Origin of the sequence: uncultured Sphingomonas sp. (assembly GCF_937871615.1) — a bacterium.
Classification (GTDB): domain Bacteria; phylum Pseudomonadota; class Alphaproteobacteria; order Sphingomonadales; family Sphingomonadaceae; genus Sphingomonas.
Window position 1 is genome coordinate 186013 of the sequence record NZ_CALMPA010000023.1, and the last position, 23682, is coordinate 209694.

The following is a 23682-nucleotide window of genomic DNA, read 5'->3' on the forward strand; positions in this document are numbered from 1 at the left end:
CCACCTTCGCGATTCCCGTGTCGCGTGGCAGGTTATTGGCGAGTATTTTGAAGACGAGAGCCCCCGGCATAGCGCACTCGCAATACTTCAACGTAGAAACACCATCCGCGCGGTTTGGCCGAGCAGGACAAAGGCCAAAGATTCGTCCCAGTAGCTCAAGACTCCCAATCTGAATCGTTGGTGGTTCATGAGGGCCAAGGCACAACTGATAGCCGCGCTCATAAACAGCATCATCGTAAGCGCTTTCCCGAACCCCCAGGGCAGCGGGCTTTGAGCAACGGCAAAGATCAGCACGATCAAAAGTTTGAGAGAAAGGCGACGGAGCACAAAGCGCGAGTCCGACGTCATTTTCGGCTCGGCTGCATAACGACGTCGTATCCGCGAAGAGGCAGTACGAAAGAGACACTGCGATAAACGCAATGTCGGTCGGGCAAAGGCATCCAAGCCCGTGCGGCGAAACCGAAACGCCGCTTTCAGAAAGGTTAAGGACAACGAATAAAGCAATCGCCGAAGACGAGGGCTTCGCGCGACGATGCGCTCGACAAGAACCATATCGATACCCACACTAGACCTCGGATCGAAATAAATCAGAGCGATCACATCGCTATTGAAGTCGACGCGCCCGTGTCCGGTGAGTCTAAGCGGCTTGATATTGCGCAGGTAGTTATCGCCGAAGACTTTACGATATACGATGGTATATCTCGGATATTATTTTGTATATCGGACCAACCCCCCAAGACACTGTCACTCAAGGAATGACGGTGATATCCAGCCAATGTCATCTAGCGGCTCCAACCCGCTGCCGACGCATGAGGATCAACGAGCAATGCCAAGCGACAGTAGTCGAGCAAGCGTGCCGCTCAGGTCGTTCTCGCGAGTCTGAATCATCAGTCTCGCCTGTGACGGCCGAGCGGCTCGTCACGGAGGTGAGACATGACTCTCCAATTTTTTACTCTGCCGGCTTCGCTCCGCGTTTCGCGGATCGCCTCGCCGAAACACAATCCCGCATTCGCCGACCCGCGATGCGAGCGTGACCGTCCCTTCACGAAGTCTCCCCGCACGAACCGGATTCGACTGGTCGCGGCGTGGCGTGTCAATGGCGAGACCGGTCGACTCGAATGCATCTGGATGCTTGACGCCGAACCAGACACGGGCGGCGGGTTGCGCCGATTGATCGAGCGCGCCGGACTCCTGCTTACTGTTTACCAGCATGGTCGCTTTGCGGCGTGAGGCGTGTGATGCATTCCCTCACGCTGCATAAGGCCAGCACGGCGATGGTTCTGGTGTCCGCCGGCCTGGACGGGCTTCACCCCCGCCGGGGGGGCAATCCGTACTCGCGCAGAATCGCCCGGCCGCGCGAAGGTGCGGACCCTCCCTGGTGAAGAGCGGCTGCGCTGCTCAAGCGCGGTCCGAATGCCGAGCGTCGTGAAGACCCATCGGTGTCATTACCCCCTCAGCCGACCAAGACCCCAAGCGCCGAAGACCGTGCCGAGAAGCGCATGGTCTTGGCGCTTGCGGCAGGAGATTCATCCAATGAATGCCCCCATCCTCAAGGCGGCTCTCAAGCCGCGCGGAAAAGACGAACGCAAGCTGTCGATGAAGGCGGTCCGTGAAGCCCAGAATGGGTTGGACGACACCTTCGAAAACGTCAAAGGCGCCCGCAACGGCCTGATTGCCCGAGATGCGATCGAACGGCTGGCAAAAGACGGCCCCAATGAGGTTGCGCAAGAGCGACGCCCGCCAGCGGTTGTTCAATTTTTTGGCGCTTTCAAGAATCCGTTCATTGCAGTGTTGCTGATCCTGGCTGGGATCAGCGCCGTAACGGACATCTGGCTTCCGCTTCAACATGGCGAGGATGCGGATCCGACAAAAGTCACCATCATCATCGTGATGGTGCTTGCCAGCGCCTTGATGCGCTTCATTCAGGAGTACCGATCGAGCGCTGCGGCCGAAGCTCTGAAGGCGATGGTCCGCACGACGGCGACGGTTCTTCGTCGAGGATCGGCAACGTCAAATCCCGAAGCATTCGAAATCCCGATGCGAGAGATCGTCGCCGGCGACATCGTGCGTCTTTCAGCAGGGGATATGATCCCGGCAGACGTGAGGCTGATCGAATCCCGCGATCTGTTTGTGAGCCAGGCAGTGCTCACCGGCGAGGCCATCCCCGTTGAGAAGTATGACACGCTCGGATCTGTCGCCGAGAAGTCCGCGGCGAGCGTAGCGTCCAGCGAAATGAACGCGCTCGACATGCCCAACGTCTGCTTCATGGGCACCAACGTCGTGAGCGGCACGGCGACCGCGCTTGTCGTTGCCACGGGTGCTCGTACCTATTTCGGATCGTTGGCCAAGGCGATCGTCGGATCGCGCGCTCAAACGGCGTTCGATCGCGGCATCAACAGTGTGAGCTGGCTGCTCATCCGCTTCATGCTCGTCATGGTTCCTGTCGTCTTTGTCATCAACGGCCTGACCAAAGGCGACTGGGTGGAAGCGCTGTTGTTCGGCCTTACCGTCGCCGTCGGACTTACCCCCGAAATGCTGCCGATGATCGTTTCCTCGAACCTCGCGAAGGGCGCCGTTGCGATGGCGCGTCGCAAAGTCGTCGTGAAGCGACTCAACGCCATTCAGAACTTCGGCGCGATGGATGTTCTCTGCACGGACAAGACCGGCACGTTGACTCAGGACAAGATCATTCTGGAGCACCACGTCGACGTTACCGGGCAACCCAACACTGACGTTCTCCGGCTGGGCTGGTTGAACAGCTACCACCAGAGCGGCGTGAAGAACCTGATGGATCAGGCCGTCGTGCGATTCGCCGGGGCGGAGCCAGCCATCACGAACACGGCCGCGTGCTACCGGAAAGTCGATGAACTTCCGTTCGACTTCGTGCGCCGCCGACTCTCAGTGGTCGTCGAGGGCGAGGACGGAGATCAATTGCTCATCTGCAAGGGCGCGGTTGAGGAGATGCTGTCGATCTCTACGCACGTCAGAAGCGGCAAAGATCTGATCCGCCTTGGTGACGTTGAGCGCAAGAATCTGGCTGCGATGGCTCGGGCGTACAACGAGGACGGATTCCGTGTGCTGGTCGTCGCCACCCGAGGGTTTGTGCCGTCCGACACCAAGACGCATTATGCCATCGCGGACGAAGCCGATCTCACGATTCAGGGGTTCCTTACTTTTCTCGACCCGCCAAAGGAGACGGCTGGACCAGCAATCGCTGCGCTCGCGGAGCATGGCGTCAAGGTCAAGGTTCTTACGGGCGACAATGCGGTCGTGAGTGCCAAGATCTGCCGTGAAGTAGGGCTTGAACCGGGCCAAGCCGTACTCGGGCGCGACATAGAAAAATTGGACGACACCGCACTTCGCGTTTTGGTCGAGGAACGGACGATCTTCGCGAAGCTCACTCCGCTCCAGAAGTCGCGTGTATTGCAGGCGCTTCAGGCTAACGGTCATACCGTCGGATTTCTCGGTGACGGCATCAATGACGCCCCGGCGCTGCGCGATGCCGATGTCGGCATTTCCGTCGATAGCGGCGCCGATATTGCGAAGGAGTCGGCCGATATCATCTTGCTCGAGAAGAGCCTGATGGTTCTTGAGGAGGGTGTGCTGAAGGGGCGCGAAACCTTCGGCAACATCATGAAATACCTCAACATGACCGCCAGCTCCAATTTCGGAAACGTGTTTTCGGTGCTGGTGGCGAGCGCATTCATTCCGTTCCTGCCGATGCTGTCGATCCATTTGCTCGTGCAAAACCTGATGTACGACATTTCCCAATTGGCGCTGCCTTGGGATCACATGGACAAGGAGTTTCTCAGCAAACCGCGGAAGTGGGATGCCAAGAACATCGGTCGTTTCATGATCTGGATCGGGCCGACGTCCTCGATCTTCGACATCACGACGTTCGCTCTGATGTGGTTCGTCTTTGCCGCCAATAGCCCGGAGCATCAATCGCTCTTTCAGTCGGGCTGGTTCATCGAGGGCCTGCTTTCTCAAACGCTCGTGGTCCATATGCTGCGTACCCAGAAGATTCCCTTCGTCAACAGCACAGCGGCTTTGCCGGTATTGCTGATGTCGAGCGTCATCTGCGTACTGGGGATCTATTTGCCGTTCTCTCCGCTGGGAGCAGCCATCGGATTGCAGCCCCTGCCTATCGCTTACTTCCCGTGGCTGGCCGGAACGCTGCTCTGCTACTGCCTCGTCGCTCAACTGATGAAGACCGTCTACATCCGCCGGTTCGGACAATGGTTCTGACGGCCAAGCGCATGAGAGGTCCTGATCATGTCCACATCACCGTTGATCCTGAGATTTGCGCCGCCGCAGTCCGGAGACTGCCCGCGACAAGGGCCGCCACCGCCGAGGCGACAAGTGCCGCGTCCGCCCCACAATCGCGAGCCCGGCGATACCAGGTCGTCGCTTCGGAATCGGTTGAACAGACGTGTGTGCTGGGCTTTGGCGGTTTTGGCGATGTTCTTGACGCATGCAGCCGTCCACCTTGCTCGTCGCCGCCTGCTGGACGGTTCCAAGCTCAGATTCCTGCTGCGTTGCGGCGCACGGTTGAACAGAGCGGCGATATCGCGAATGCGGCATTCCCGTTGGTGAGCCACACAAGCGCAAGACGGTCGCTTGCGTGGAAACAAAGCACGAGGCCCGAACCTGAACCGGACTTCGATCAGCAAGGAGCTTCAAATGGACGACCCATCTAGTCGCGGCGCGACCAACAACTCGCGCCGTTTGATTTCACCAGAAAACTAGGAGGGCAGCTCGCGGCTATTGGCGCTGGGCGCTCTCGCAACCCGACGCCAGGAGTGGCCCATGACTTATTTTACGACCCACGGACTTCCCAATTTCACTATCATCACTGGACTGAAGGTTTTCAGGCGTCGTCGGGTTCTTTTTTTTGCCGACTGATGGTGATCGCTTTCTACTTGCTGGCGCTCGGTCTTGTAGCGGTTCTTCAGGTAACCAAAGCGCACGCGCAAGAGCTTCAAACGACTCCCGGCCATCCGGATGCGGCACGGCTCAACACTAGTGGACCGCAACCCATCCTGGCGGTGCCAACGAAGGCACCGGGGGCCTCGCGTGACAATAAGGTGGAATCGGACGGGTCCGACTGGTCGGGCGCCTATTTTGGCGGACACACCGGTTTCGGGGCTGGCAGCCTTGGCCCGGGAACGAACGCGGTCCTGAATCAGTCCGTTGGCCTGCCGCCTACGGTGACTGGGATGATCGGCGGCGTTCAGGGAGGCTACAACTTTCAGGCCAGCGATCGTTGGGTGCTCGGCGCGGAAGCCGATGTCACTTTTGTGAGCCCGCCCGATGAGACGCGACGGATACCGGCTGCCTTCAACACATCCCTGGATGTCGTGGGGACGGTGCGTGGCAGGATCGGCTATGCTTTTGGCCCATTCCTCCCCTATGCAACGGGGGGCCTCGCTTGGGCACGAACGAACGTCGACATCAATGGCGATGACGGCAGCGTTTTGTCAAAACTGGGGCGCTGGCACGCTGGGTGGACGGCAGGCGCAGGTGTCGAAATGGCCCTGGGCGGACCATGGACGGCGCGCGTCCAGTACGACTACCTGGATCTGGCTTCCTCGACCTATCGACTCGATGGTGCCGGACTGCGCGATGTGTCCGTCCATCCCCGAACCCAGAGGTTCACGCTTGGCCTGAACTACCGACTGGGCGATGTGGCCTCGACACTCACAAGACCATCGGCAACTGTCGAAATGTCGCCGGACTGGAATATTCATGGCCAGACCACATTCATCGCCCAGGGCTATCCCGCGATTCGTTCCCCCTACGCTTCCAGCGCCAGCCTGCCCGGTGGTGGGCAAGTTCGTGAGACGTGGACCGCGGACGCATTTCTTGGCGTGCGGCTTTGGGACGGTGGTGCGTTCTATTTCAATCCCGAGCTAGCCCAAGGCTTCGGGCTGAACGGGACGCTCGGAATCGCAGGCTTTCCAAATGGAGAAGCGCAAAAAGGCGGCGCGGAATTTCCGAAATTTCGGCCACAGCGCTACTATCTTCAGCAGACATTCGGTCTTGGTGGCGAGCAGGAGGATGTCGCAGACGGCCCCCTGCAACTGGCGGGGCGACGCGACATCGATCGCGTCACCGTCACGGTTGGCCGTTTCGCGGTTGGCGATTTCTTCGACGCGAATGCCTATGCCAAGGATCCGCGCGCGGATTTCATGAATTGGGCAATCTGGTCGTCGGGGGCCTATGACTTCCCCGCCGACCTTCCCGGCATGACGCGCGGCGCGGTCATCGAGCTGAATCGTAAGGATTGGGCTGTGCGAGCCGGGGCTTTCCAAGTGCCCAGGGAGCCGAACAGTGATGTTTTGGTCTTCAATGGGGGCGGCGGTGGCGCCGTCGAATTCGAGGAACGGCACAGCCTGTTCGGGCAGCCGGGAAAGGTTCGGATCGGGGCTTTCATCAACCGTGGTTACACCGGCGCGTATCGCGACGCTATCAACCTCGCGCAAGCGAGCCCTCAAACAGATATCAACGATGCGATGACGGCCCTGCGCCGTAATCAGAATAAGTACGGCTTTTATGGAAATATCGAACAGGCTTTGACAACTGACCTCGGGCTTTTCGCCCGTGCAAGCTGGAACGACGGCCGCACCGAAATCCTCTCATTCACGGACATCGATCGCAGCATTTCCGGTGGTTTCTCCCTAAAGGGTTCTGCATGGGGACGGCCTGCGGACACGATCGGGGTCGGTGCTGCGGTCAACGGCCTCTCAAGTGCACATCGTAACTTCCTCGCTGCCGGAGGCACGGGGTTGCTGATCGGTGATGGGCGACTGCGCTACGGCCACGAGTCGATTGTCGAGGCGTATTACGCCTTGCGGGTCAACGGCTGGAGCACCGTCACCTTCGACTATCAGTTTGTTGCAAACCCCGCCTACAACGCCGACCGCGGACCAGCCTCGATTCTGTCGCTTCGCGCCCACGCCGAATTCTGACAGCGAATGGAGTGGCAATTTCAGCAATAGCGCGGGCTTGCGCGTCGGGAGGGCGCGACCGACGCAACGAGATGGGAACACATTCAGATGGATTGGCAAAGCCTTGGCCACACCGCACTCACGCTCGGGGGCGCATTCCTTCTTGGCGGCTTGATCGGCTTCGAGCGGCAATGGCGCCAGCGCCTGGCCGGGCTGCGAACCAATACCCTCGTCGCGCTCGGCGCGGCCATCTTCGTCCTCTTTGCCGGGCTGTTTCCCGGCGAGGCGAGCCCGACGCGCGTTGCAGCCCAGATTGTTTCCGGTATCGGCTTTATGGGCGCCGGCATCATCTTCAAGGAAGGGTTGAATGTGCGCGGGCTCAACACGGCGGCGACGCTGTGGTGCTCCGCCGCGATCGGCGCGCTGTGTGGGGCCGGATTTTTCTTTCATGCATTGATTGCGACCACGTTCGTCATCGCCGTCAACGGAGTTCTGCGCCCGCTCGTGCGCCTCGTTGAGCGCCAGTCATTCGCCGCAAGCCAGTTGGACAGTGCATATGCAATCAGCATCATCTGCCATGGAGAGGCTGAGGCGCATGTTCGGGCGCTTCTTCTTCGCGATCTCGCCGGTGCGCTGCACATCCGCGACCTCGAAAGCACGAATATCGAGGACACAAACCGAGTCCAGGTGAGCGCGACAGTGCGAGCCGACACTCGGCAGGATCGCCTTTTGGAACAGATTATCGGTCGTCTCAGTCTGGAGCCGCTGGTAACATCTGCTCGGTGGCGGTTCGAGCCGGGCGAGTGACCAGGAAGCAATAGTTATCTAGGTACACGGCGGAGTAGATTCTTCAGGGAAGAATATTGGAAGTAGGTAAGTTGATCGAGAAGGTGAACAATGCTCAAGGTCGCCAATGATATACGTCCCGGATCGGCGCTGACGTTGATCGCGATGGGCGTTGCGATGGCCGGCATTTTTATCGCCGACACGGTCACGGACTACGCCATCGCAGCGGCCGTATTCTACACAGCGGTCATTCTCGTTGCGACACGCATCTTGTCTGGCACGGCTGTAGTGGCCCTCGCTTGCATTTGTGTCGCGCTGACCCTGATCAGTTTTTTCTTGACCCACTCCGGCGCGTACGAGGTCGGCATCGTCAATACCGGGATTAGTATCGTTGCGATCGGCGTTACAACCTATCTCAGTTTAAGGATGGTGGCTGCGAAGGCCGAGGCGCTGGAGGCGCGCGATCGGCTTTTGCGAATTGCGCGGGTCACGACGCTCGGTCAACTGTCGGCGTCGATCGCGCACGAGGTCAACCAGCCCCTGGCTGCCGTCGTCGCCAGCGGCGGCGCGTGCACCCGATGGCTTGCCCAGGAGCCGCCGAATCTCGACAAGGCCCGCCTCGCGCTTGACCGCATCGTCAGCGATGCCAACCGGGCAAGCCAAGTCATCGCGCGCATTCGCGCCCTCTCGAAGGGCGAGGCGCCGCGCCGACAACCATTCGACCTCAGGGAAGCCGTCATGGAAATCGCGACCTTGTCGCGCAGCGAGATCGAGCGTGGCGGCGTCGCCTTGCAACTGGACCTGCATGACGGCCTACCTCGCGTTTTTGCCGATCGGGTCCAGATCCAGCAGGTCATCAGCAATCTCGTCCTCAATGCGACCGAGGCGATGTCGGACCGCGCATTGCCCGAGCGTCGTCTGCGAATTGCCGCCTCGCAGGATGGACGGGATGCGATCGTTCTCGCGGTGGCCGATTCCGGCACCGGCCTGGCGCCGGGAGCTCGTGAGCACCTGTTTGACGCCTTCTGGACGACGAAAGAGGGAGGCATGGGTCTTGGCCTTACCATCAGTCAGACGATCGTTGAAGCGAATGGCGGACAGATTTCCGCGGCTCCAGTCCCTGGAGGCGGGACCGTATTTGAGGTGCGCCTGCCGCGCCACATGGAGGCAGCCTGATGAAAAACGAACCGACGGCGGATTCGCGGCCGCAGCCCATCGTCTATGTCATCGATGACGATCGGTCCGTTCGCGCCGCGCTCGAAGATTTGCTCGCATCCGTTGGGCTACAGGTGCGCTCGTATAGCTCGGTTGCCGAATTTCTGGAAAGCTCCATCCCGGATGCGCCCGGCTGCCTGCTGCTCGATGTGAGAATGCCCGGACAAAGCGGGATCGATTTTCATCGGCAAATGCCTGAATACGGCATTCATCTGCCGACGATATTCATCACGGGACATGGGGACATCACGATGGGCGTGAACGCCATCAAGAATGGCGCCTTCGAGTTCTTGACCAAGCCGTTTCGCGACCAAGACCTGCTGGATACTATCCAACAAGCGATCGAGAAAGACCGGCGAAGGCGCGAGAGCGAAGCGCGTTCGCTGGATTTGAATGCGCGTTGGGAGACATTGACGCCCGGCGAACGAGACGTCTTCAAGCTCGTTGTAAAGGGCCTTCTCAATAAACAAATCGCGGCCGATTTGAATGTTAGCGAGATCACGGTGAAGGTTCGCCGTAGTCATCTCATGCAGAAGATGCAGGCCAAGACGATTATTGACCTTGTTAGAATGTCGGACAGTTTGGGCGTTTGAATCTCAACTGAGAGGAGAGCCCCTACGCCGCGAACTGGTGCGCGATCTGCGCGAGTGTGCCAACCAACCTTTCAGAACACGGTATATTTCGAAGATACGTTGGTATATCGAATCTATATAAGATCATCGGCCAATGAGCGTCTGCAGCCGTCTATTCTAGGGCGAGAATCGGGAGGTCTTGCCTTAGCTGCGGTCGGGGCGCGATGGTCGTGGTAGATGGTGCTTATAGAGCGATGCTCGCAACGAGCGGACGATGGACCGTCGCGAGGCCAGGAATTATTTCGAATAGATCTCGGTCGCAATTGACCGATGCTTGAACTCCGCCAGATCCGGTATTTTCTTGCGGCGGCCGAATATGGCAGCTTCCGAAAGGCGGCCTCGGCCTTGGGAATACAGGAATCAGCGATCAGCCGTCGCGTTCGCGATCTCGAAGACGAACTCGGCGCTTCCCTATTTCAGAGGCACAACGGCGGCGTCTGCCTGACGTTGGCAGGACAGCAGTTTGTGCGTCGAGCACGCAAAGCACTTCAACAGATCGACTACGGCGCGAAGGATGTGGCCGCCATAGGTCGCTCCGAGCGGGGGCATATCAAGGTCGGAATCTTTTCGTCGCTCGCGTCTGGATTCCTGTCCGATCTGCTGGGAGCCTACGGCAAGGAGCATGCAAGTGTACGGGTCGAATTTTTTGACGGCGATCCTGCGGATCACGTTGCCTCGATCCGGCGACTTCAACTCGATGTGGCTTTTATCACGGGAACCACACATTGGTCGGACTGTGAAACAGAGCAACTTTGGTCCGAGCGAGTATTCGCCGTACTTCCCAGCGATCATCCTCTCTCTGAGAAATCGGAGCTTGGCTGGCGTGATCTTATGGACGAGAGATTCATTGTAAGTGACGGTGCCCCTGGATCGGAAATTCACGACTATTTGGTTCAACGCCTCGCCGATCTTGGGCGTCACCCAGAAATCGATACCCAATACATCGGGAGGGACAATCTCCTGTCGCTTGTGGCGATCGGCCAAGGCGTCACGGTCATGAGCGAGGCCGGGACGGCGGCTCAGTTTCCGGGAACTGCCTATCGGCAGCTTGCCGGCGAGGTTCTGCCGTTCTGCGCGGTGTGGTCGCCGCGGAATGATAACCCGGCCTGGCGCCGCCTCCTCAGTCTTGCGCGTTCAATGTCGCGCTCGGCTGCCGCCACAATCATTCAGACGGTTTCGGCAGTTCTTTTGACTTCCTCGCTTTTGCAAATCCCCGATCCGTGGCTATGAACCGCTCCAGCATCGGAGCGATGAGACGAACGGGATCGGCCGGCGGTTGCCTCGCTTCGCGGCCGAGAATTTCTGCGTAGGCCGTTAGGTCGCGATGCAGGCTTGCCGGTAACTCCACCGTGACCTTCACGGGCTTGTCGTCAACGATCGGTCCCAATTTCAGCTTGGCCATCTCAACCTCCGTAGGGTTCAAGCACGAGATCGCGCGTGACGATGACGCGAACCGGGAATCCCGGTCGGATGGTGAGCGTCGGGGCGATGTTGAGCTGGCGCTGCACGATTTGCTGGCCGGTCTGATTGATGCTGTCGGATGCGCCGCGGCGCAGGGCGCGCACGATGTCGTTCTCCTGACCGGATGATCCGGCCTCGGCGCCGATGCTCAGGATCGTTGAGAGCGCAGCGGCCTTGAACAAATCACCCCAGTGATAGTCGACACCATCCTCGAGGCCGGCATAGCCCTCCGCGTCTGCACCAGGCTGACGCTCAAGCACTATGGAGCGGCCATTGGGGAAGATGAGCCGGTTCCAGACGAGGAGGATGCGGCGCTGACCGAAGCCGACGCCGCTATCATACTGCCCGATGACGCGCGTGCCCTGGGGCACGAGCAGGATCTTGCCGGTCGGGCTATCATAGATGTTCTCCGTCACCTGCGCGGTGATCTGACCTGGCAGATCTGAGCGGATGCCGGTGATGAGGGCGGCTGCGATCACGGCGCCGGCCTGCAGGACATTCTTCGACGCCGGCGCCGCCACGCGATCCGGCGAGACAGTGCGCTTGTCGGGGGCCCGGTTGAGGAAGGCGAGTTGGCGGTCCTGCGCCGAGGGCGTCGCCGGCTGCGGCGCCAGGCCGAGGCTGGCGAGATCGGCCGGCGGCGTGGCGATCGTAGTAGGCTGTGCCGAGGCTGCAGCACTGGCGGGCCGAGTCTCGGTCGAGGCGAACAGCCGCGCGGTCCGCGCCGCCTCCAGCTCTTGCGCCCGGCGCTGTTCCTCCGGGCTTGGCCCCACAGGGCCTGTCGTCGGCGTGCCGATCGTCGGCACGGCGGCGCCATTCTGCGCATTGAGGATAGGTCGGCCGAGGTCGCCGGGCAGCGGCGGCCCGAGCTTCGGGACGCCGGAATAATCCTTCGGCAGTCCAGACAGTCCGTCCGGTGTCGAGCGGTTGTCCGTCGAGTACAGCTCCTGGCCCTGGCCTCCGTGACGGGTCTGGAGCGCGTAGATCAGTGCCCCGCCAACCCCGAGGCTCGCGGCGAGACCCAGACCAGCCAGCACCTTTCGGGACAGGCGGGTCACACGCGGCGGATCGGCGCGCAGCCGCATCGTCGCGGCGGGCTCGCCGGTCAGCGGCCGAGGCTCGTCTTCGGCCGGCTGAGGCTGGGGCGTCGAACCCTGCGACGGTCCCTCTTCCTTTTCGGGATCGCGTTCGTCGCTCACGATGCCGGCCTCCCGTCGGTGCGGGAGATGCGGACGCGCTTCTGATTCTTGCCCGCGCCGAACCGCAATTCGGCGGCGGCAAAGAGGCGATCCACGATCATGTAATTGCCGCGCACGCGATAGTTCACCAGCTCGGAGGTGTCGCCCTCCGGCCCGACCACGAACAGCGGCGGCATCTCGCCTTGGCCGATGCCGCGCGGAAATTCGATGAACACCTGTTTCTCGTCATCGAAGGCGCGCAGCGGCCGCCATGGCGCGCGGTCGCCCGTCACCTCGTATCGGAAATTGACGCGCGCGAGATCGATCCCGCCCGACACCGGCTGCGCGGCCTCGGCTTGCTGGTTCTGGCGGCGCAGCGCGATAAGCTGGCCTTGCGGATATTGCCAGGACACCGACGCCATGTAGGTCGAAGGCGTTGCGCGCAGCTCCATGTGATAGGTCCGCCGGTCGGTGTTGATGACGAGATTCGTCATCAGCTCGGCACGGGTTGGCTTCACGAGGATATGGATTTGCTTGGCCGCGCCCACGCCGCTTTCGGTGTCGCCGATGATCCAGCGCACGGTGTCGCCGGCGGCGACGGGACCGGAGCCAACGAGTTGCTCGCCGGGCTGAAGCGCGATGTCGGTGATCTGCCCCGGCGAGGCATAGACCTGATAGAGCGCGCCATCGACGAAGGGATAGACCTGCATCGAGTTGATGAAGCCGTTGCGGACGGGTTGGACGCGCGCAGCGGCGTTGGCCTGGTTGACGCGTGCGGTGGGATCGGCCGGTTCCGGCTCGGGCTTGCCGTCCTTGCCGAGTGGCTTCAACTGACCGGGCAGCGGGAGCGGCTTGGGCAATTCCACCACCCTGACCGGCGCTGGCGGATCGGACGTTTGGACGGCCGGGGCGGCATTGTCGTAGGAGATCTCCGGCGGCGGCGTGTGGCTGGCACAGCCGGCGACAGCCGATGTGCAAAGCAAGAGAAGCGGCAAGCCAGATTTACGGAAGTCCGGAACGGCGCAGTTGAGGAAAGCCGGCCTCCCGGCTTTGCGGAAGGTCGGTGTCATTGTCCAAGCTCCTTCGACCAGTTGATGGCGTTGATGTAGATTCCGAGAGGATTCTTCCGCAGCGTGTCGGCGTCACGAGGGGGCTGCACGACAACAGTGAGGATGGCGGACCAGCGCTCGGTGGAAGCCAGCGAGCCATCCTGATAGCGGCGCTCGATCCAAGCGATGCGGAAGCTCGATGGCGAAGCGCGGATGACCGACGACACCTCGATCGCGATCTGCTGCTTGCCGACCTTGATGAAGGGGTCGTTGGCGCGGGCATAGTCGTTGAGCGCGAGCGCGCCGCCCTGCGTGGTGAAGTCGTAGGCGCGCAGCCAGTTCTGCCGCACGATGATGGCGTCGGACGGGATCGATCGAACCTGTTCGATGAAGCGTGCGAGGTAGAAGGCGATTTGCGGGTCGTTCGGCTGATAGTCGGCGGTCGCCGGCGCGATCGCCTGCGCCTGGCCGAGCCGGTCGACCTGCACCACCCAGGGCACGATCGAGCCGTTGGCGGACTGCCAGACCAGCGCGGCCGAAAGCCCGCCCGCGAGCGCCAATGAACCGAAGGCCATGTAGCGCCAGTTGCTGGCCTGCACGCGGGCGGAGCCGATCCGATCGTCCCAGACCTGCGCGGCGCGCTGATAGGGCGTCTCGGGCTGCGGGGCTTTGCCGTAATGAGTGGATGGTCGTTTGAACATGGTTAGTCGCTTTCCGAAAGGTTGACGGAGGAGCCGCCGCCATGGCTGTCACCGCTGCGCACGGCGTGGGCGGCCGCGGAGACGCCGTGGGATATTTGCTGCGAGCGTTTCATGCGCTTCGCCCAGGCTGGCGGGCCGTCGCTGGCAGAGGACGCGGCTCCCGGAGATGCGGGTTCCGCGGCGGTTGCCGTCGCAGCACCGGATGCGCTCGTGGCGATCTCCGTCGCGGCCTGACCACCGGCCTGATAGCTCTGCTTCAGGCTGTCGGCGGCACGACCGGCTGCGCGCTTCAACGGTGAGACGGCCGCCTTTGCGCCGGTGGTGGCAACATTGCCGACGCCCGACGCTACGCCCGATGCACCCGACTGTCCGGTTGCACCGAGGCTGTAGGCGGTGGAGGCTCCGCCGGCGAGGGTTGCGCCTCCACGCGCAGCGGCGGCCGCGCCACCAGCAAGAGCAGCGCCACCCGACACGACTACGCCGGTGGCGGCCGCGCCTGCTGCGACAACGCCGCCAGCGGCAAGACCAGTGCCAATGGCCGCGCCTGCGCCGAGTTGCGGGCCACCGGAGATGAGACCATTGGCGATGCCGGGACCGAAGATGCCGAGGCCGAGCAGCGACAGCGCGGCGAGCACGATCGCCATGGCATCGTCGATCGACGGCGTGTTGCCGCCGAAGCCCGAGGTGAACTCGGCGAACAACGTTGAGCCGATGCCGATGATGACCGCGAGCACCAGCACCTTAATGCCGGAGGAGATGACGTTGCCCAGCACGCGCTCGGCCATGAACGCGGATTTACCGAACAGGCCGAAGGGAATGAGGACGAAGCCGGCGAGCGTCGTCAGCTTGAACTCGATCAAGGTGATGAAGAGCTGGATCGCGAGAATGAAGAACGCCAGCAGCACCAGCGCCCAGGCGAAAAACATGCAGGCGATCTGGATGAAATTCTCGAAGAACGACCAGTAGCCCATCAGGTTGGAGATGGAGTCGAGCAGCGGGCGGCCAGCATCGAGACCGGTCTGCGCCACCTTGCCGGGCCGCATGAGATCGCTGACGGCGAAGCCGGTGCCCGAAGCCTTCAGGCCGAGGCCCGCGAAGCTCTCGAAGACGATGCGGGCGAGATTGTTCCAGTTGGAGATCAGGTAGGCGAAGACACCGACGAAGAGCGTCTTCTTCACCAGCTTTGCCATGATGTCGTCGTCGGCGCCCCAGGACCAGAAGAGCGCGGCGAGTGTGACGTCGATGACGATCAAGGTGGTGGCGATGAAACCGACTTCGCCGCCGAGCAGGCCGAATCCACCGTCGATGTAGCGGGTGAAGACCTCGAGGAAATGGTCGATGACGCCGGTGCCGCCCATGTCAGCGAACCTCCGGTTGGGCGGGATCGGCCCGCATCGCAGCTCCGGCCGGCGCACTTGGAAACAACGTGGTCGGGGCGGCTGACGGTGATGAGGATGCCGGGGTGGGTTGCCTGAGGAAGCGGCGCCGGTTCTCCGACCATGCTTTCAGGCAATTCGGATCGCGCGTGCCGGCTTCGCCGATCTCGGAACAACGAAGCAACTCGGCGGCGAGAGGATCTTGCGCCGTAACTGGATGGCTTTGCGTCGCGAGGGCGTCCGGCGAAACGTCCTTGCGCTTCATCTCGATCGCGGTCGCCGTGATGGCGACCGCGACGAAGACGATGGCGCCGACGCGCGCGAGGGTCTTGCCGTCCATCATGGCAGCCTCAGTTGCCGCTGTTCGGGAACATGCGGGCATTGCCGGGCTGGTAGCCCGAGCCCGGCGTCAGGAAGCGCCGGCGCTGCTCGCGACCTTGCTCGGCAGCGGCGGCCTGTTCGGCCGACTGCAAGGCTTGCGCCCGACCATTGGCCGCCACGACCGCAGTGAGATCCGCGAGCTGCTGCGCCTGGAGCGCGAGGAGCTGGTTGCCCGCCTGGGTCGCCTGCAGCGCGCCGGTCGCGCCCTGGCTCTGGCCGACCAGCGCCGACATCTGCGTGCGGTTGGTGTCGATGTTGCCGACGACGCCCGCCTGCACGCGCATGGCGTCCTGCAGGCCGCCGACGGTGTTCTGCCAGCGCGAACGCGCATCGCTGACGAGTTGCTGGTCGGAGGCCGACAGCGAGACGTTCCCGTATTTTTGCTGGAACATCCGGTCGATCTGCTGGACGTCGTAGGCGATATTCTGCGCCTGGCTGAGTAGCTGCTGCGTCCGCTGCACGGACTGCTGTAGCTGTTGCAGCGACGAGTAAGGCAGGCTCGCCAGATTGCGGGCCTGGTTGATCAGCATCTGCGCTTCATTCTGAAGCGAGGTGATCTGGTTGGTGATCTGCTGGAGTGATCGCGCCGCCGTCAGCACGTTCTGGGCGTAGTTCGATGGATCGAATACGATGATGGCGTGCGCGGGGGTCGCCAGCATGGGCGCGAGCGCGACGGGAGCGGTCAGCAGCGCGGCAGCAAAACGCGCTGCGCGGGAATTGCGCAGTTTCATTGGGACGTCTCCTTGTTGGTGAGCGTGGGGATGAGATCTGCGGCCCAGCCGACCTCACGGTGATCGAGCCAGGCGGCGAGGAAGCCGTCGCTGCCGTGTTCTCCGAGGATGCGGGTGATGGCCGCCTGGTCGGTCTTCGACGACGCGGCGCAGAGCGCGAGCGCGACATCGGACAGGCCGAGCTCGAACAGCCGGTTGCCGCGCCGCGACTGGCAGTAGTAGTCGCGCTTCGGCATCGCCCGCGCGACGATCTCGATCTGACGGTCATTGAGGCCGAAGCGCCGATAAACCGCGGTGATCTGCGGCTCGATCGCGCGCTCATTCGGCAATAGGAGCCGGGTCTGACAGCTTTCGATGATGGCGGGCGCGATCGCCGAGCCGTCGATATCGCTGAGCGATTGCGTGGCGAAGATGACGCTGGCGTTCTTCTTGCGCAGCGTCTTCAGCCATTCGCGGAGCTGGCCGGCGAAGCCGTCATCGTCGAGCGCCAGCCAGCCCTCGTCGATGATGAGGAGGGTCGGCGAACCGTCGAGCCGGTCTTCGATGCGATGAAAGAGATACGAGAGGACCGCGGGCGCCGCGCCGGTGCCGATCAGCCCTTCGGTCTCGAACGCTTGAACGAACGCCGATCCGAGATGCTCGCGCTCGGCGTCGAGCAACCGGCCGTAGGGACCGCCGACGCAATAAGGCCTGAGCGCCTGCTTGAGGTCGTTCGACTGGAGCAGCACCACCAGACCGGTGATCGTGCGCTCCTCGACGGGCGCCGATGCCAGCGAGGTTAGCGCTGTCCAGATGTGCTCCTTCACCTCGGGGGTGATCGCCACGCCCTCGCGGGTCAGGATCGACACGATCCAGTCTCCCGCCCAGGCGCGCTCGGGCACGTCGTGAACGCGGGCGAGCGGTTGAAGGCTGACGCTATCGGTCGCGCCGTCGCTGAGATCGCCGCCGAGGTCATGCCAATCGCCGCCCATGCCGAGCGCCGCCGCGCGGATCGAGCCGCCGAAGTCGAAGGCGAAGACTTGGGCGCGGGCATAGCGTCGGAACTGCAGCGCCATCAGCGCCAGCAGGACAGACTTGCCGGCGCCGGTCGGGCCGACGATCAGCGTGTGGCCGACGTCGCCGACGTGAAGCGAAAGCCGGAACGGGGTCGAGCCTTCGGTCTTGCCGAAGAGCAATGGGGGTGCTGCAAAATGCTCGTCCCGTTCCGGCCCCGCCCACACCGCTGACAACGGGATCATGTGGGCGAGATTGAGCGTGGAGATCGGGGGCTGGCGGACGTTCGCATAGACGTGGCCGGGCAATGACCCGAGCCAGGCGTCCACCGCGTTGATGGTCTCGGCCATGGCGGTGAAGTCGCGGCCCTGGATGACCTTCTCGACCAGCCGCAGCTTCTCGTCGGCTATGCGCGGATCATCATCCCACACCGTCACCGTCGCGGTAACGTAGGCCATGCCGGCATAGTCGGCGCCAAGTTCCTGCAGCGCCATGTCGGCGTCGGCGGCCTTGTTCGCGGCGTCGGTGTCCACGAGGACGGACGCCTCGTTGGTCATCACCTCCTTGAGGATCGCGGCGATCGACTTGCGTTTGGCGAACCATTGGCGACGGATCTTGGTCAGCAGTTTGGTCGCGTCGGTCTTGTCGAGCAGGATCGCGCGCGTCGACCAGCGATACGGAAATGCGAGACGGTTCAGCTCGTCGAGCAGGCCGGGCGTCGTCGCCGTTGGAAAGCCCGTGACGGTGAGAATGCGCAGATGCGATGCGCCCAGGCGCGGTTCGAGCCCGCCAGTGAGCGGCTGGTCGGCGAGCAGCGCGTCGAGATAGATCGGCGTTTCGGGGACGCGGACACGATGCCGTTTGGTCGAGACGCAGCCGTGGAGATAGGTGAGCGTCTCCGCATCATTGAGCCAGCGGCATTCCGGCATGAAGGCTTCAACCAGGCGCAGGATGCGATCAGTGCGATCGGCGAAGCCGGTCATCACCTCATTGGGGTCGAGGCCCTTCTTCTCCCGTCCCTCGTAGAGCCAGGATTCGGCGCGCGCGGCGTCTTCGGCCGGCGGCAGATAGGTGAAGGTCAGGAAATAGCTCGACTCGAAATGCGCGCCGGCCTCTTCGAAGTCCGCCTTGCGCTCGGCATCGACCAGCGCCGAGGCGGGATCGGGAAAGCGGCTGTCAGGATAGAGATTCGAGGCATGGCGCTGCGCCTCGACGAAGATCGCCCAGCCGGAGCCGAGGCGACGGAAGGCATTGTTGAGGCGGCCGGCGACCGCGACCAGCTCGGCCGGGACGGCGCTGTCGAGATCGGGGCCGCGAAACCGGGCGGTGCGCTGGAAACTGCCGTCCTTGTTGAGGACAATGCCCGCGCCGACCAATGCCACCCAGGGCAGGAAGTCGGCGAGCCGGCTGTTGCGGTTGCGATATTCGGCGAGGTTCATCATCGGCGCGTTCCCCGTCAGACCGAGAGGTGCGCGGGGACGCGCAGATGGCGGCGCACCACGTCGACGAAGAGCGGGTCGCGCTTTGCAGCCCAAACCGCCGCGACATGGCCGATCGCCCAGATGGCGATGCCGACAAGCCAGAGGCGCAGCCCCAGTCCGACGGCGCCAGCGAGCGTCCCGTTCATGATGGCGATGGCGCGCGGGGCGCCGCCGAGCAAGATCGGCTCGGTCAGCGCTCGGTGTACGGGGACCGTGTAACCCGGGACTTCGCCGCCCTGTTCGACAACGCCCGTCATCAGACCAGCGCCCCGCCGCCGAACGAGAAGAACGACAGGAAGAAGCTCGATGCGGCGAAGGCGATCGAAAGACCGAACACGATCTGGATCAGCCGCCGGAAGCCCCCGGACGTGTCGCCGAAGGCGAGCGTCAGGCCGGTGACGATGATGATGATCACCGCGATGATTTTGGCCACCGGACCTTCAATCGACTGCAGGATCTGTTGCAGCGGTTGCTCCCACGGCATCGATGAGCCGGAGGCGTGGGCAGGCGCGGCCATCACGACCAACAGCGTGGCGGCGGACACGGTCATGGCGAGACGTTGCCGCACTTGATGCAGGCGCATTGGGCGCAAGCGTTGGATCACAGGCTTTCTCCTTCAGGGCTTCGGGTGAGCGAGGTCGGGCCGCCGTCGCCCTCGATGACGGCTGGCTCGATGCGGTAGTCGCCATCGGGACCGAGGCCCTCGACGCGTGCGAGTTCGGAGAGTCGGCGCGCGGAGCCGCGGCCGGAGAGGACGGCAACGATGTCGATCGTCTCGGCGATCAGCGCGCGCGGGACAGTGACCACAGCCTCCTGGATGAGCTGCTCCATCCGGCGCAGCGCGCCGATCGCGGTGCCGGCGTGGATCGTGCCGACGCCGCCTGGGTGGCCTGTGCCCCACGCCTTGAGCAGCTCCAGCGCCTCGGCTCCGCGCACCTCGCCGACCGGAATGCGATCGGGGCGCAGGCGCAGCGACGAGCGAACGAGATCGGAGAGCGAGGCGACGCCGTCTTTCGTGCGCATCGCCACGAGGTTCGGCGCGGCGCATTGCAGCTCGCGCGTATCCTCGATGATGACGACACGGTCGGAGGTCTTCGCGACCTCGGCGAGCAGCGCGTTGGTGAGCGTGGTCTTGCCGGTAGATGTCCCGCCGGCGACGAGGACGTTGGCGCGAGAGGCCACGCCCTGGCGCAGCGTCTCGGCCTGTCCGGCCGACATGATCCCGGCGCGCACGTAGTCGTCGAGCGTGAAGACCGCGACGGCGGGCTTGCGGATCGCGAAGGCCGGCGCTGCGACGACTGGCGGCAGCAGGCCCTCGAACCGCTCTCCCGTTTCCGGCAGCTCGGCCGAGACGCGCGGAGCGCCGGCATGAACTTCGGCGCCGACATGGTGCGCGACCAGGCGAACGATGCGTTCGCCGTCCGCCGCCGACAGACGCTCACCTGTGTCGGAAAGACCTTCGGACAGACGGTCGATCCAGAGCCGCCCATCGGGGTTGAGCATCACTTCAACGATGCTGGCGTCGTCGAGATAGCGGACGATCGCAGGCCCGAGCGCGGTACGCAGCATCCGTGCGCCGCGTGCGAGACCTTCCGCATGTTGATGTAAAGCCGTCACATGACCCCCGATTCCATCGGGGTCGAGACAGTCCTTCCCCGGACGGGGATGATTAAAAGGGCCTGATTTTGGGCCGATTCAACAAAGATTCATCGGCGTAGTAGTGTAGCGCGCAAATACAGGAGAATGGCGGTGCGGGATTTCGGGTAACGCGAGGTAAGCGATCAATGACGGCGAATATCGGCCATGGGAGAACCGACTCAGCGAGGCGATTCATCGCCGCCAGCGCGGACGTGATCTATCGTGCGTTTGTTGACCCCAAGGCATGGCCGCAGTGGCTTCCGCCGGATGGCATGACCGGCCAGATCTACGAGTTCGACGCCCGGCCAGGTGGCACCTACAGGATGGCGCTGACCTATCGCGGGGATCATCCTAGCGCAGGCAAGACCTCCGACGACACTGATGTCGTCGAAGGTCGCTTCGCAGAGCTGATCCCAAATCATCGCGTCGTTCAGATCGTGACGTTTCAGTCCGATGATCCGGCTTTCGCCGGCGAGATGCAAATGACGTGGAGCCTGTCGCCTGTGGCGGGCGGCACTGATGTCTCGATCATCGCCGAGAATGTGCCGATCGGAATAAGCAAAGCGGACCACGATGTCGGGCTTCGTTCGACTCTCGAAAACCTGGCGCGATTTGTCGAAGGATGATCCTGCGCCGATCCGGTTGGATTGACGGCCACGTACTACGGCTCACCGTCGGCGGCGACGTCCTCGGAAATCTCCTGCCGTAGCTTCGGCCCCTTTGCGAGGCGACGGCCGAGCGCGGTGACGAATTGATCGTAGCGCTCGCCGGCCTTTGCACGTGCAGCCTGCGCGGCAGGCTCCGGCAAGGCCGGCGTCGTCGCGACCCAAAACCGCACGAACACCGCCAGCATCTCGACGGAGATGCCGAGATCGCGTTCCATCCGCGTCATGCGGCGATCGAGCTGGTCGAGGCGCTTGGTAATCGCCGCCTCCTGTCGTTCAGCCGCATCCGGGGAGAGGAAGGATTCGATGGCGGCTTCCGCGATCAACGATCGCGAATGATCGCGACGCGCAGCATGTTCGGCGAGCCGGCGCATCACGGCGGGATCGAGATAGACAGACAGGCGCTGCTTTTTCGAAGGTTTCGACATGGTGATCTCAAAGCTCCATGCCGTCACCGGGATCGAGCGACACCTGACGCGCGACACCCTGCATCAGTCGGTTCATCCGGCTGTTGTGGGCGGCGTCATCCTCGGCCTCGTCGGCAAGGCCGATCTCGAACTCGTTCTCGATCGGCGCCTTCTTCTCGACAGGCTTCACGCGGCTCAATTCGGGCTGCTGGCGACGCTCGGATTCGGTTGGATCTTCCTCGCCCGTCTCCGTCTCCCGCTTCGCCTCGGCGATCACAGGCCGAGCCGGGAGCGGGAGCGCGGTCCAATCGTCAGCACGACCCTGTTTCGGCTGCGCGAGCGCAGGCGGCGGCAGGATGCGCTCTTTGAAGCGGGCGTCCTCATAGTAGCGCGCCTTCTTCGCGCGGATCGGTGGCGTGCCCGCGGCCATGACGATCTCGTCGGTCGGCGGGAGCTGCATGATCTCGCCGGGTGTGAGCAACTGGCGGGCCGTCTCCGAGCGCGAGACCATGAGGTGCCCGAGCCAGGGCGAGAGCCGATGTCCGGCATAGTTCCGCATCGCCTTCATCTCGGTCGCGGTGCCGAGCGCATCCGACACGCGCTTGGCAGTGCGTTCGTCGTTGGTGGCGAAGCTGACGCGCACATGGCAGTTGTCGAGGATCGAATTGTTCGCGCCGTAGGCTTTTTCGATCTGGTTGAGGCTCTGGGCGATCAGGAAGCTCTTGAGGCCATAGCCCGCCATGAAGGCCAGCGCGGACTCGAAGAAGTCGAGCCGTCCCAACGCCGGAAACTCGTCCAGCATCAGCAGCAGCCGATGGCGGCCGGCTTTCGCCTGCAGATCCTCCGTCAGGCGGCGGCCGACCTGATTGAGGATCAATCGGATCAGCGGTTTGGTGCGATTGATGTCGGAGGGCGGCACGACCAGGTAGAGCGTGGTCGGATGCTTGCCGCCAACGATATCCGTGATGCGCCAATCGCAGCGCCGCGTCACCTCGGCGACGACGGGATCACGGTAGAGGCCGAGGAACGACATGGCGGTGCTCAGCACGCCCGATCGCTCATTGTCGCTCTTGTTGAGCAGCTCGCGCGCCGCGCTGGCGATGACGGGATGCGGGCCGGCTTCACCGAGATGTGCCGTCTTCATCATCGCCGCGAGGGTGGACTCGATCGGGCGCTTCGGGTCCGACAGAAATGCCGCGACACCAGCGAGCGTCTTGTCCGCTTCGGCGTAGAGGACATGGAGGATGGCGCCGACCAGTAGCGCGTGGCTGGTCTTTTCCCAGTGGTTGCGCTTCTCCAATGAGCCTTCGGGATCGACCAGGATGTCGGCGATGTTCTGAACGTCGCGGACTTCCCATTCGCCGCGGCGCACCTCGAGCAGCGGATTGTAGGCCGACGATTTGGCGTTGGTCGGATCGAACAGCAGGACGCGGCCATGCCTGGCGCGGAAGCCGGCGGTGAGGGTCCAGTTCTCGCCCTTGATGTCGTGGACGATGGCCGAGCCGGGCCAAGTCAACAGCGACGGCACCACCAGTCCGACGCCCTTGCCGCTGCGGGTTGGCGCGAAGCACAGCACATGCTCCGGCCCGTCGTGGCGGAGGTAGTCGCGATCATATCGGCCGAGCACGACGCCATCGGCGCCGAGCAAGCCGGCGGCCTGCACCTCCTGCCGTTCGGCCCATCGCGCCGAGCCATAGGTCTCCACCTTCTTGGCTTCGCGCGCCCGCCAGACCGACATGCCGATTGCGACCGCGATCGAGATGAAGCCGCCCGACGCCGCGATGTAGGCGCCCTCGACAAAGATCGCCGGCGCATAGGCATCGAAGCCGTACCACCACCAGAAAAAGGAGGGTGGCAGATAGAAGGGAAACCCGAGCAGCCGGAACCATGGTTGCCCCAGCTCGGGCTGGAAGGCGAGCCGCCAGGCGACCCACTCGGTCGCGCCCCAGGTCGTGATGAGCACGATGGCGAAGACGGTGAGGATCTGGCCCCAGAGAATTTTCGTAGCGGACATAGCGATGGGTCTTTCTGCGAGGGA

General features: G+C 63.0%; 22 protein-coding genes. 8 read left to right on the forward strand and 14 right to left on the reverse strand.

The features are described from left to right. Positions 1–87 precede the first annotated feature (87 nt). Positions 88–564, reverse strand: coding sequence for a hypothetical protein (locus tag Q0316_RS07105; protein WP_298670837.1), 477 nt, complete (start codon positions 562–564; stop codon positions 88–90). Positions 565–933: 369 nt separating this feature from the next. On the opposite strand from Q0316_RS07105, the gene Q0316_RS07110 reads away from it, so the two are divergent. The 7 genes from Q0316_RS07110 to Q0316_RS07140 all read left to right on the forward strand — a co-directional run bounded on the left by Q0316_RS07110 (position 934) and on the right by Q0316_RS07140 (position 10813). Further along, positions 934–1230, forward strand: a complete 297-nt coding sequence (locus Q0316_RS07110; protein ID WP_298670838.1) for a hypothetical protein — start codon at positions 934–936, stop codon at positions 1228–1230. 303 nt (positions 1231–1533) lie between these two features. Then, positions 1534–4248, forward strand: a complete 2715-nt coding sequence (gene mgtA / locus Q0316_RS07115) for a magnesium-translocating P-type ATPase (RefSeq protein WP_298670839.1) — start codon at positions 1534–1536, stop codon at positions 4246–4248. Positions 4249–4904: 656 nt separating this feature from the next. Then, the gene (locus Q0316_RS07120; protein WP_298670840.1) at positions 4905–6971 is read left to right on the forward strand and encodes a carbohydrate porin; all 2067 of its coding nucleotides are present in this window, start codon (positions 4905–4907) and stop codon (positions 6969–6971) included. A gap of 87 nt (positions 6972–7058) precedes the next feature. After that, positions 7059–7757, forward strand: a complete 699-nt coding sequence (locus Q0316_RS07125) for an MgtC/SapB family protein (protein WP_298670841.1) — start codon at positions 7059–7061, stop codon at positions 7755–7757. A 90-nt stretch (positions 7758–7847) separates the two neighbouring features. Beyond that, positions 7848–8912, forward strand: a complete 1065-nt coding sequence (locus Q0316_RS07130) for an ATP-binding protein (RefSeq protein WP_298670843.1) — start codon at positions 7848–7850, stop codon at positions 8910–8912. After that, the gene (locus Q0316_RS07135; RefSeq protein ID WP_298670844.1) at positions 8912–9544 is read left to right on the forward strand and encodes a response regulator transcription factor; all 633 of its coding nucleotides are present in this window, start codon (positions 8912–8914) and stop codon (positions 9542–9544) included. The genes Q0316_RS07130 and Q0316_RS07135 overlap by 1 nt, the downstream gene beginning before the upstream one ends. A 309-nt stretch (positions 9545–9853) precedes the next feature. Then, positions 9854–10813: a LysR family transcriptional regulator gene (locus Q0316_RS07140; protein ID WP_298670846.1), complete on the forward strand. Its 960-nt coding sequence runs from the start codon at positions 9854–9856 to the stop codon at positions 10811–10813. Here Q0316_RS07140 and Q0316_RS07145 read toward each other — a convergent pair. The 11 genes from Q0316_RS07145 to trbB all read right to left on the reverse strand — a co-directional run bounded on the left by Q0316_RS07145 (position 10746) and on the right by trbB (position 20551). After that, the gene (locus Q0316_RS07145) at positions 10746–10985 is read right to left on the reverse strand and encodes a DUF2274 domain-containing protein (protein WP_298670847.1); all 240 of its coding nucleotides are present in this window, start codon (positions 10983–10985) and stop codon (positions 10746–10748) included. The two genes, Q0316_RS07140 and Q0316_RS07145, sit on opposite strands and share 68 nt — an antisense overlap. Before the next feature lies 1 nt (position 10986). Continuing rightward, the gene (locus Q0316_RS07150) at positions 10987–12129 is read right to left on the reverse strand and encodes a TrbI/VirB10 family protein (RefSeq protein WP_298670911.1); all 1143 of its coding nucleotides are present in this window, start codon (positions 12127–12129) and stop codon (positions 10987–10989) included. Between the two features lie 110 nt (positions 12130–12239). Continuing rightward, positions 12240–13292: a P-type conjugative transfer protein TrbG gene (trbG, locus tag Q0316_RS07155; protein ID WP_298670848.1), complete on the reverse strand. Its 1053-nt coding sequence runs from the start codon at positions 13290–13292 to the stop codon at positions 12240–12242. Further along, a complete protein-coding gene (gene trbF, locus Q0316_RS07160; RefSeq protein ID WP_298670849.1) occupies positions 13289–13972 on the reverse strand; it encodes a conjugal transfer protein TrbF in 684 nt (227 codons plus the stop codon). The genes trbG and trbF overlap by 4 nt, the downstream gene beginning before the upstream one ends. Positions 13973–13974: 2 nt before the next feature. Then, the gene (trbL, locus tag Q0316_RS07165) at positions 13975–15330 is read right to left on the reverse strand and encodes a P-type conjugative transfer protein TrbL (RefSeq protein ID WP_298670850.1); all 1356 of its coding nucleotides are present in this window, start codon (positions 15328–15330) and stop codon (positions 13975–13977) included. 1 nt (position 15331) lies between these two features. Next, positions 15332–15691 carry a putative entry exclusion protein TrbK-alt gene (gene trbK-alt / locus Q0316_RS07170; RefSeq protein WP_367179653.1) on the reverse strand — a complete coding sequence of 120 codons (360 nt, stop codon included), beginning with the start codon at positions 15689–15691 and terminating at the stop codon, positions 15332–15334. A 7-nt stretch (positions 15692–15698) separates the two neighbouring features. After that, on the reverse strand, positions 15699–16460 hold the full coding sequence (trbJ, locus tag Q0316_RS07175) for a P-type conjugative transfer protein TrbJ (RefSeq protein ID WP_298670852.1): 762 nt from the start codon (positions 16458–16460) through the stop codon (positions 15699–15701). Further along, on the reverse strand, positions 16457–18895 hold the full coding sequence (trbE, locus tag Q0316_RS07180) for a conjugal transfer protein TrbE (protein ID WP_298670854.1): 2439 nt from the start codon (positions 18893–18895) through the stop codon (positions 16457–16459). The genes trbJ and trbE overlap by 4 nt, the downstream gene beginning before the upstream one ends. Positions 18896–18909: 14 nt before the next feature. Beyond that, positions 18910–19191, reverse strand: a complete 282-nt coding sequence (locus tag Q0316_RS07185; protein ID WP_253638467.1) for a VirB3 family type IV secretion system protein — start codon at positions 19189–19191, stop codon at positions 18910–18912. Beyond that, on the reverse strand, positions 19191–19517 hold the full coding sequence (locus Q0316_RS07190) for a TrbC/VirB2 family protein (RefSeq protein ID WP_298670913.1): 327 nt from the start codon (positions 19515–19517) through the stop codon (positions 19191–19193). The genes Q0316_RS07185 and Q0316_RS07190 overlap by 1 nt, the downstream gene beginning before the upstream one ends. 17 nt (positions 19518–19534) lie before the next feature. Next, positions 19535–20551, reverse strand: coding sequence for a P-type conjugative transfer ATPase TrbB (gene trbB, locus Q0316_RS07195; RefSeq protein ID WP_298670857.1), 1017 nt, complete (start codon positions 20549–20551; stop codon positions 19535–19537). Positions 20552–20718: 167 nt separating this feature from the next. Here trbB and Q0316_RS07200 point away from each other — a divergent pair, with 167 nt between their 5' ends. Further along, on the forward strand, positions 20719–21198 hold the full coding sequence (locus Q0316_RS07200; RefSeq protein WP_298670859.1) for an SRPBCC family protein: 480 nt from the start codon (positions 20719–20721) through the stop codon (positions 21196–21198). 35 nt (positions 21199–21233) lie between these two features. Here Q0316_RS07200 and Q0316_RS07205 read toward each other — a convergent pair whose 3' ends face one another. Then, positions 21234–21665, reverse strand: coding sequence for a ribbon-helix-helix protein, CopG family (locus tag Q0316_RS07205; protein WP_298670861.1), 432 nt, complete (start codon positions 21663–21665; stop codon positions 21234–21236). Positions 21666–21672: 7 nt separating this feature from the next. Further along, the gene (locus Q0316_RS07210) at positions 21673–23658 is read right to left on the reverse strand and encodes a conjugal transfer protein TraG (protein ID WP_298670863.1); all 1986 of its coding nucleotides are present in this window, start codon (positions 23656–23658) and stop codon (positions 21673–21675) included. Positions 23659–23682 lie beyond the last annotated feature (24 nt).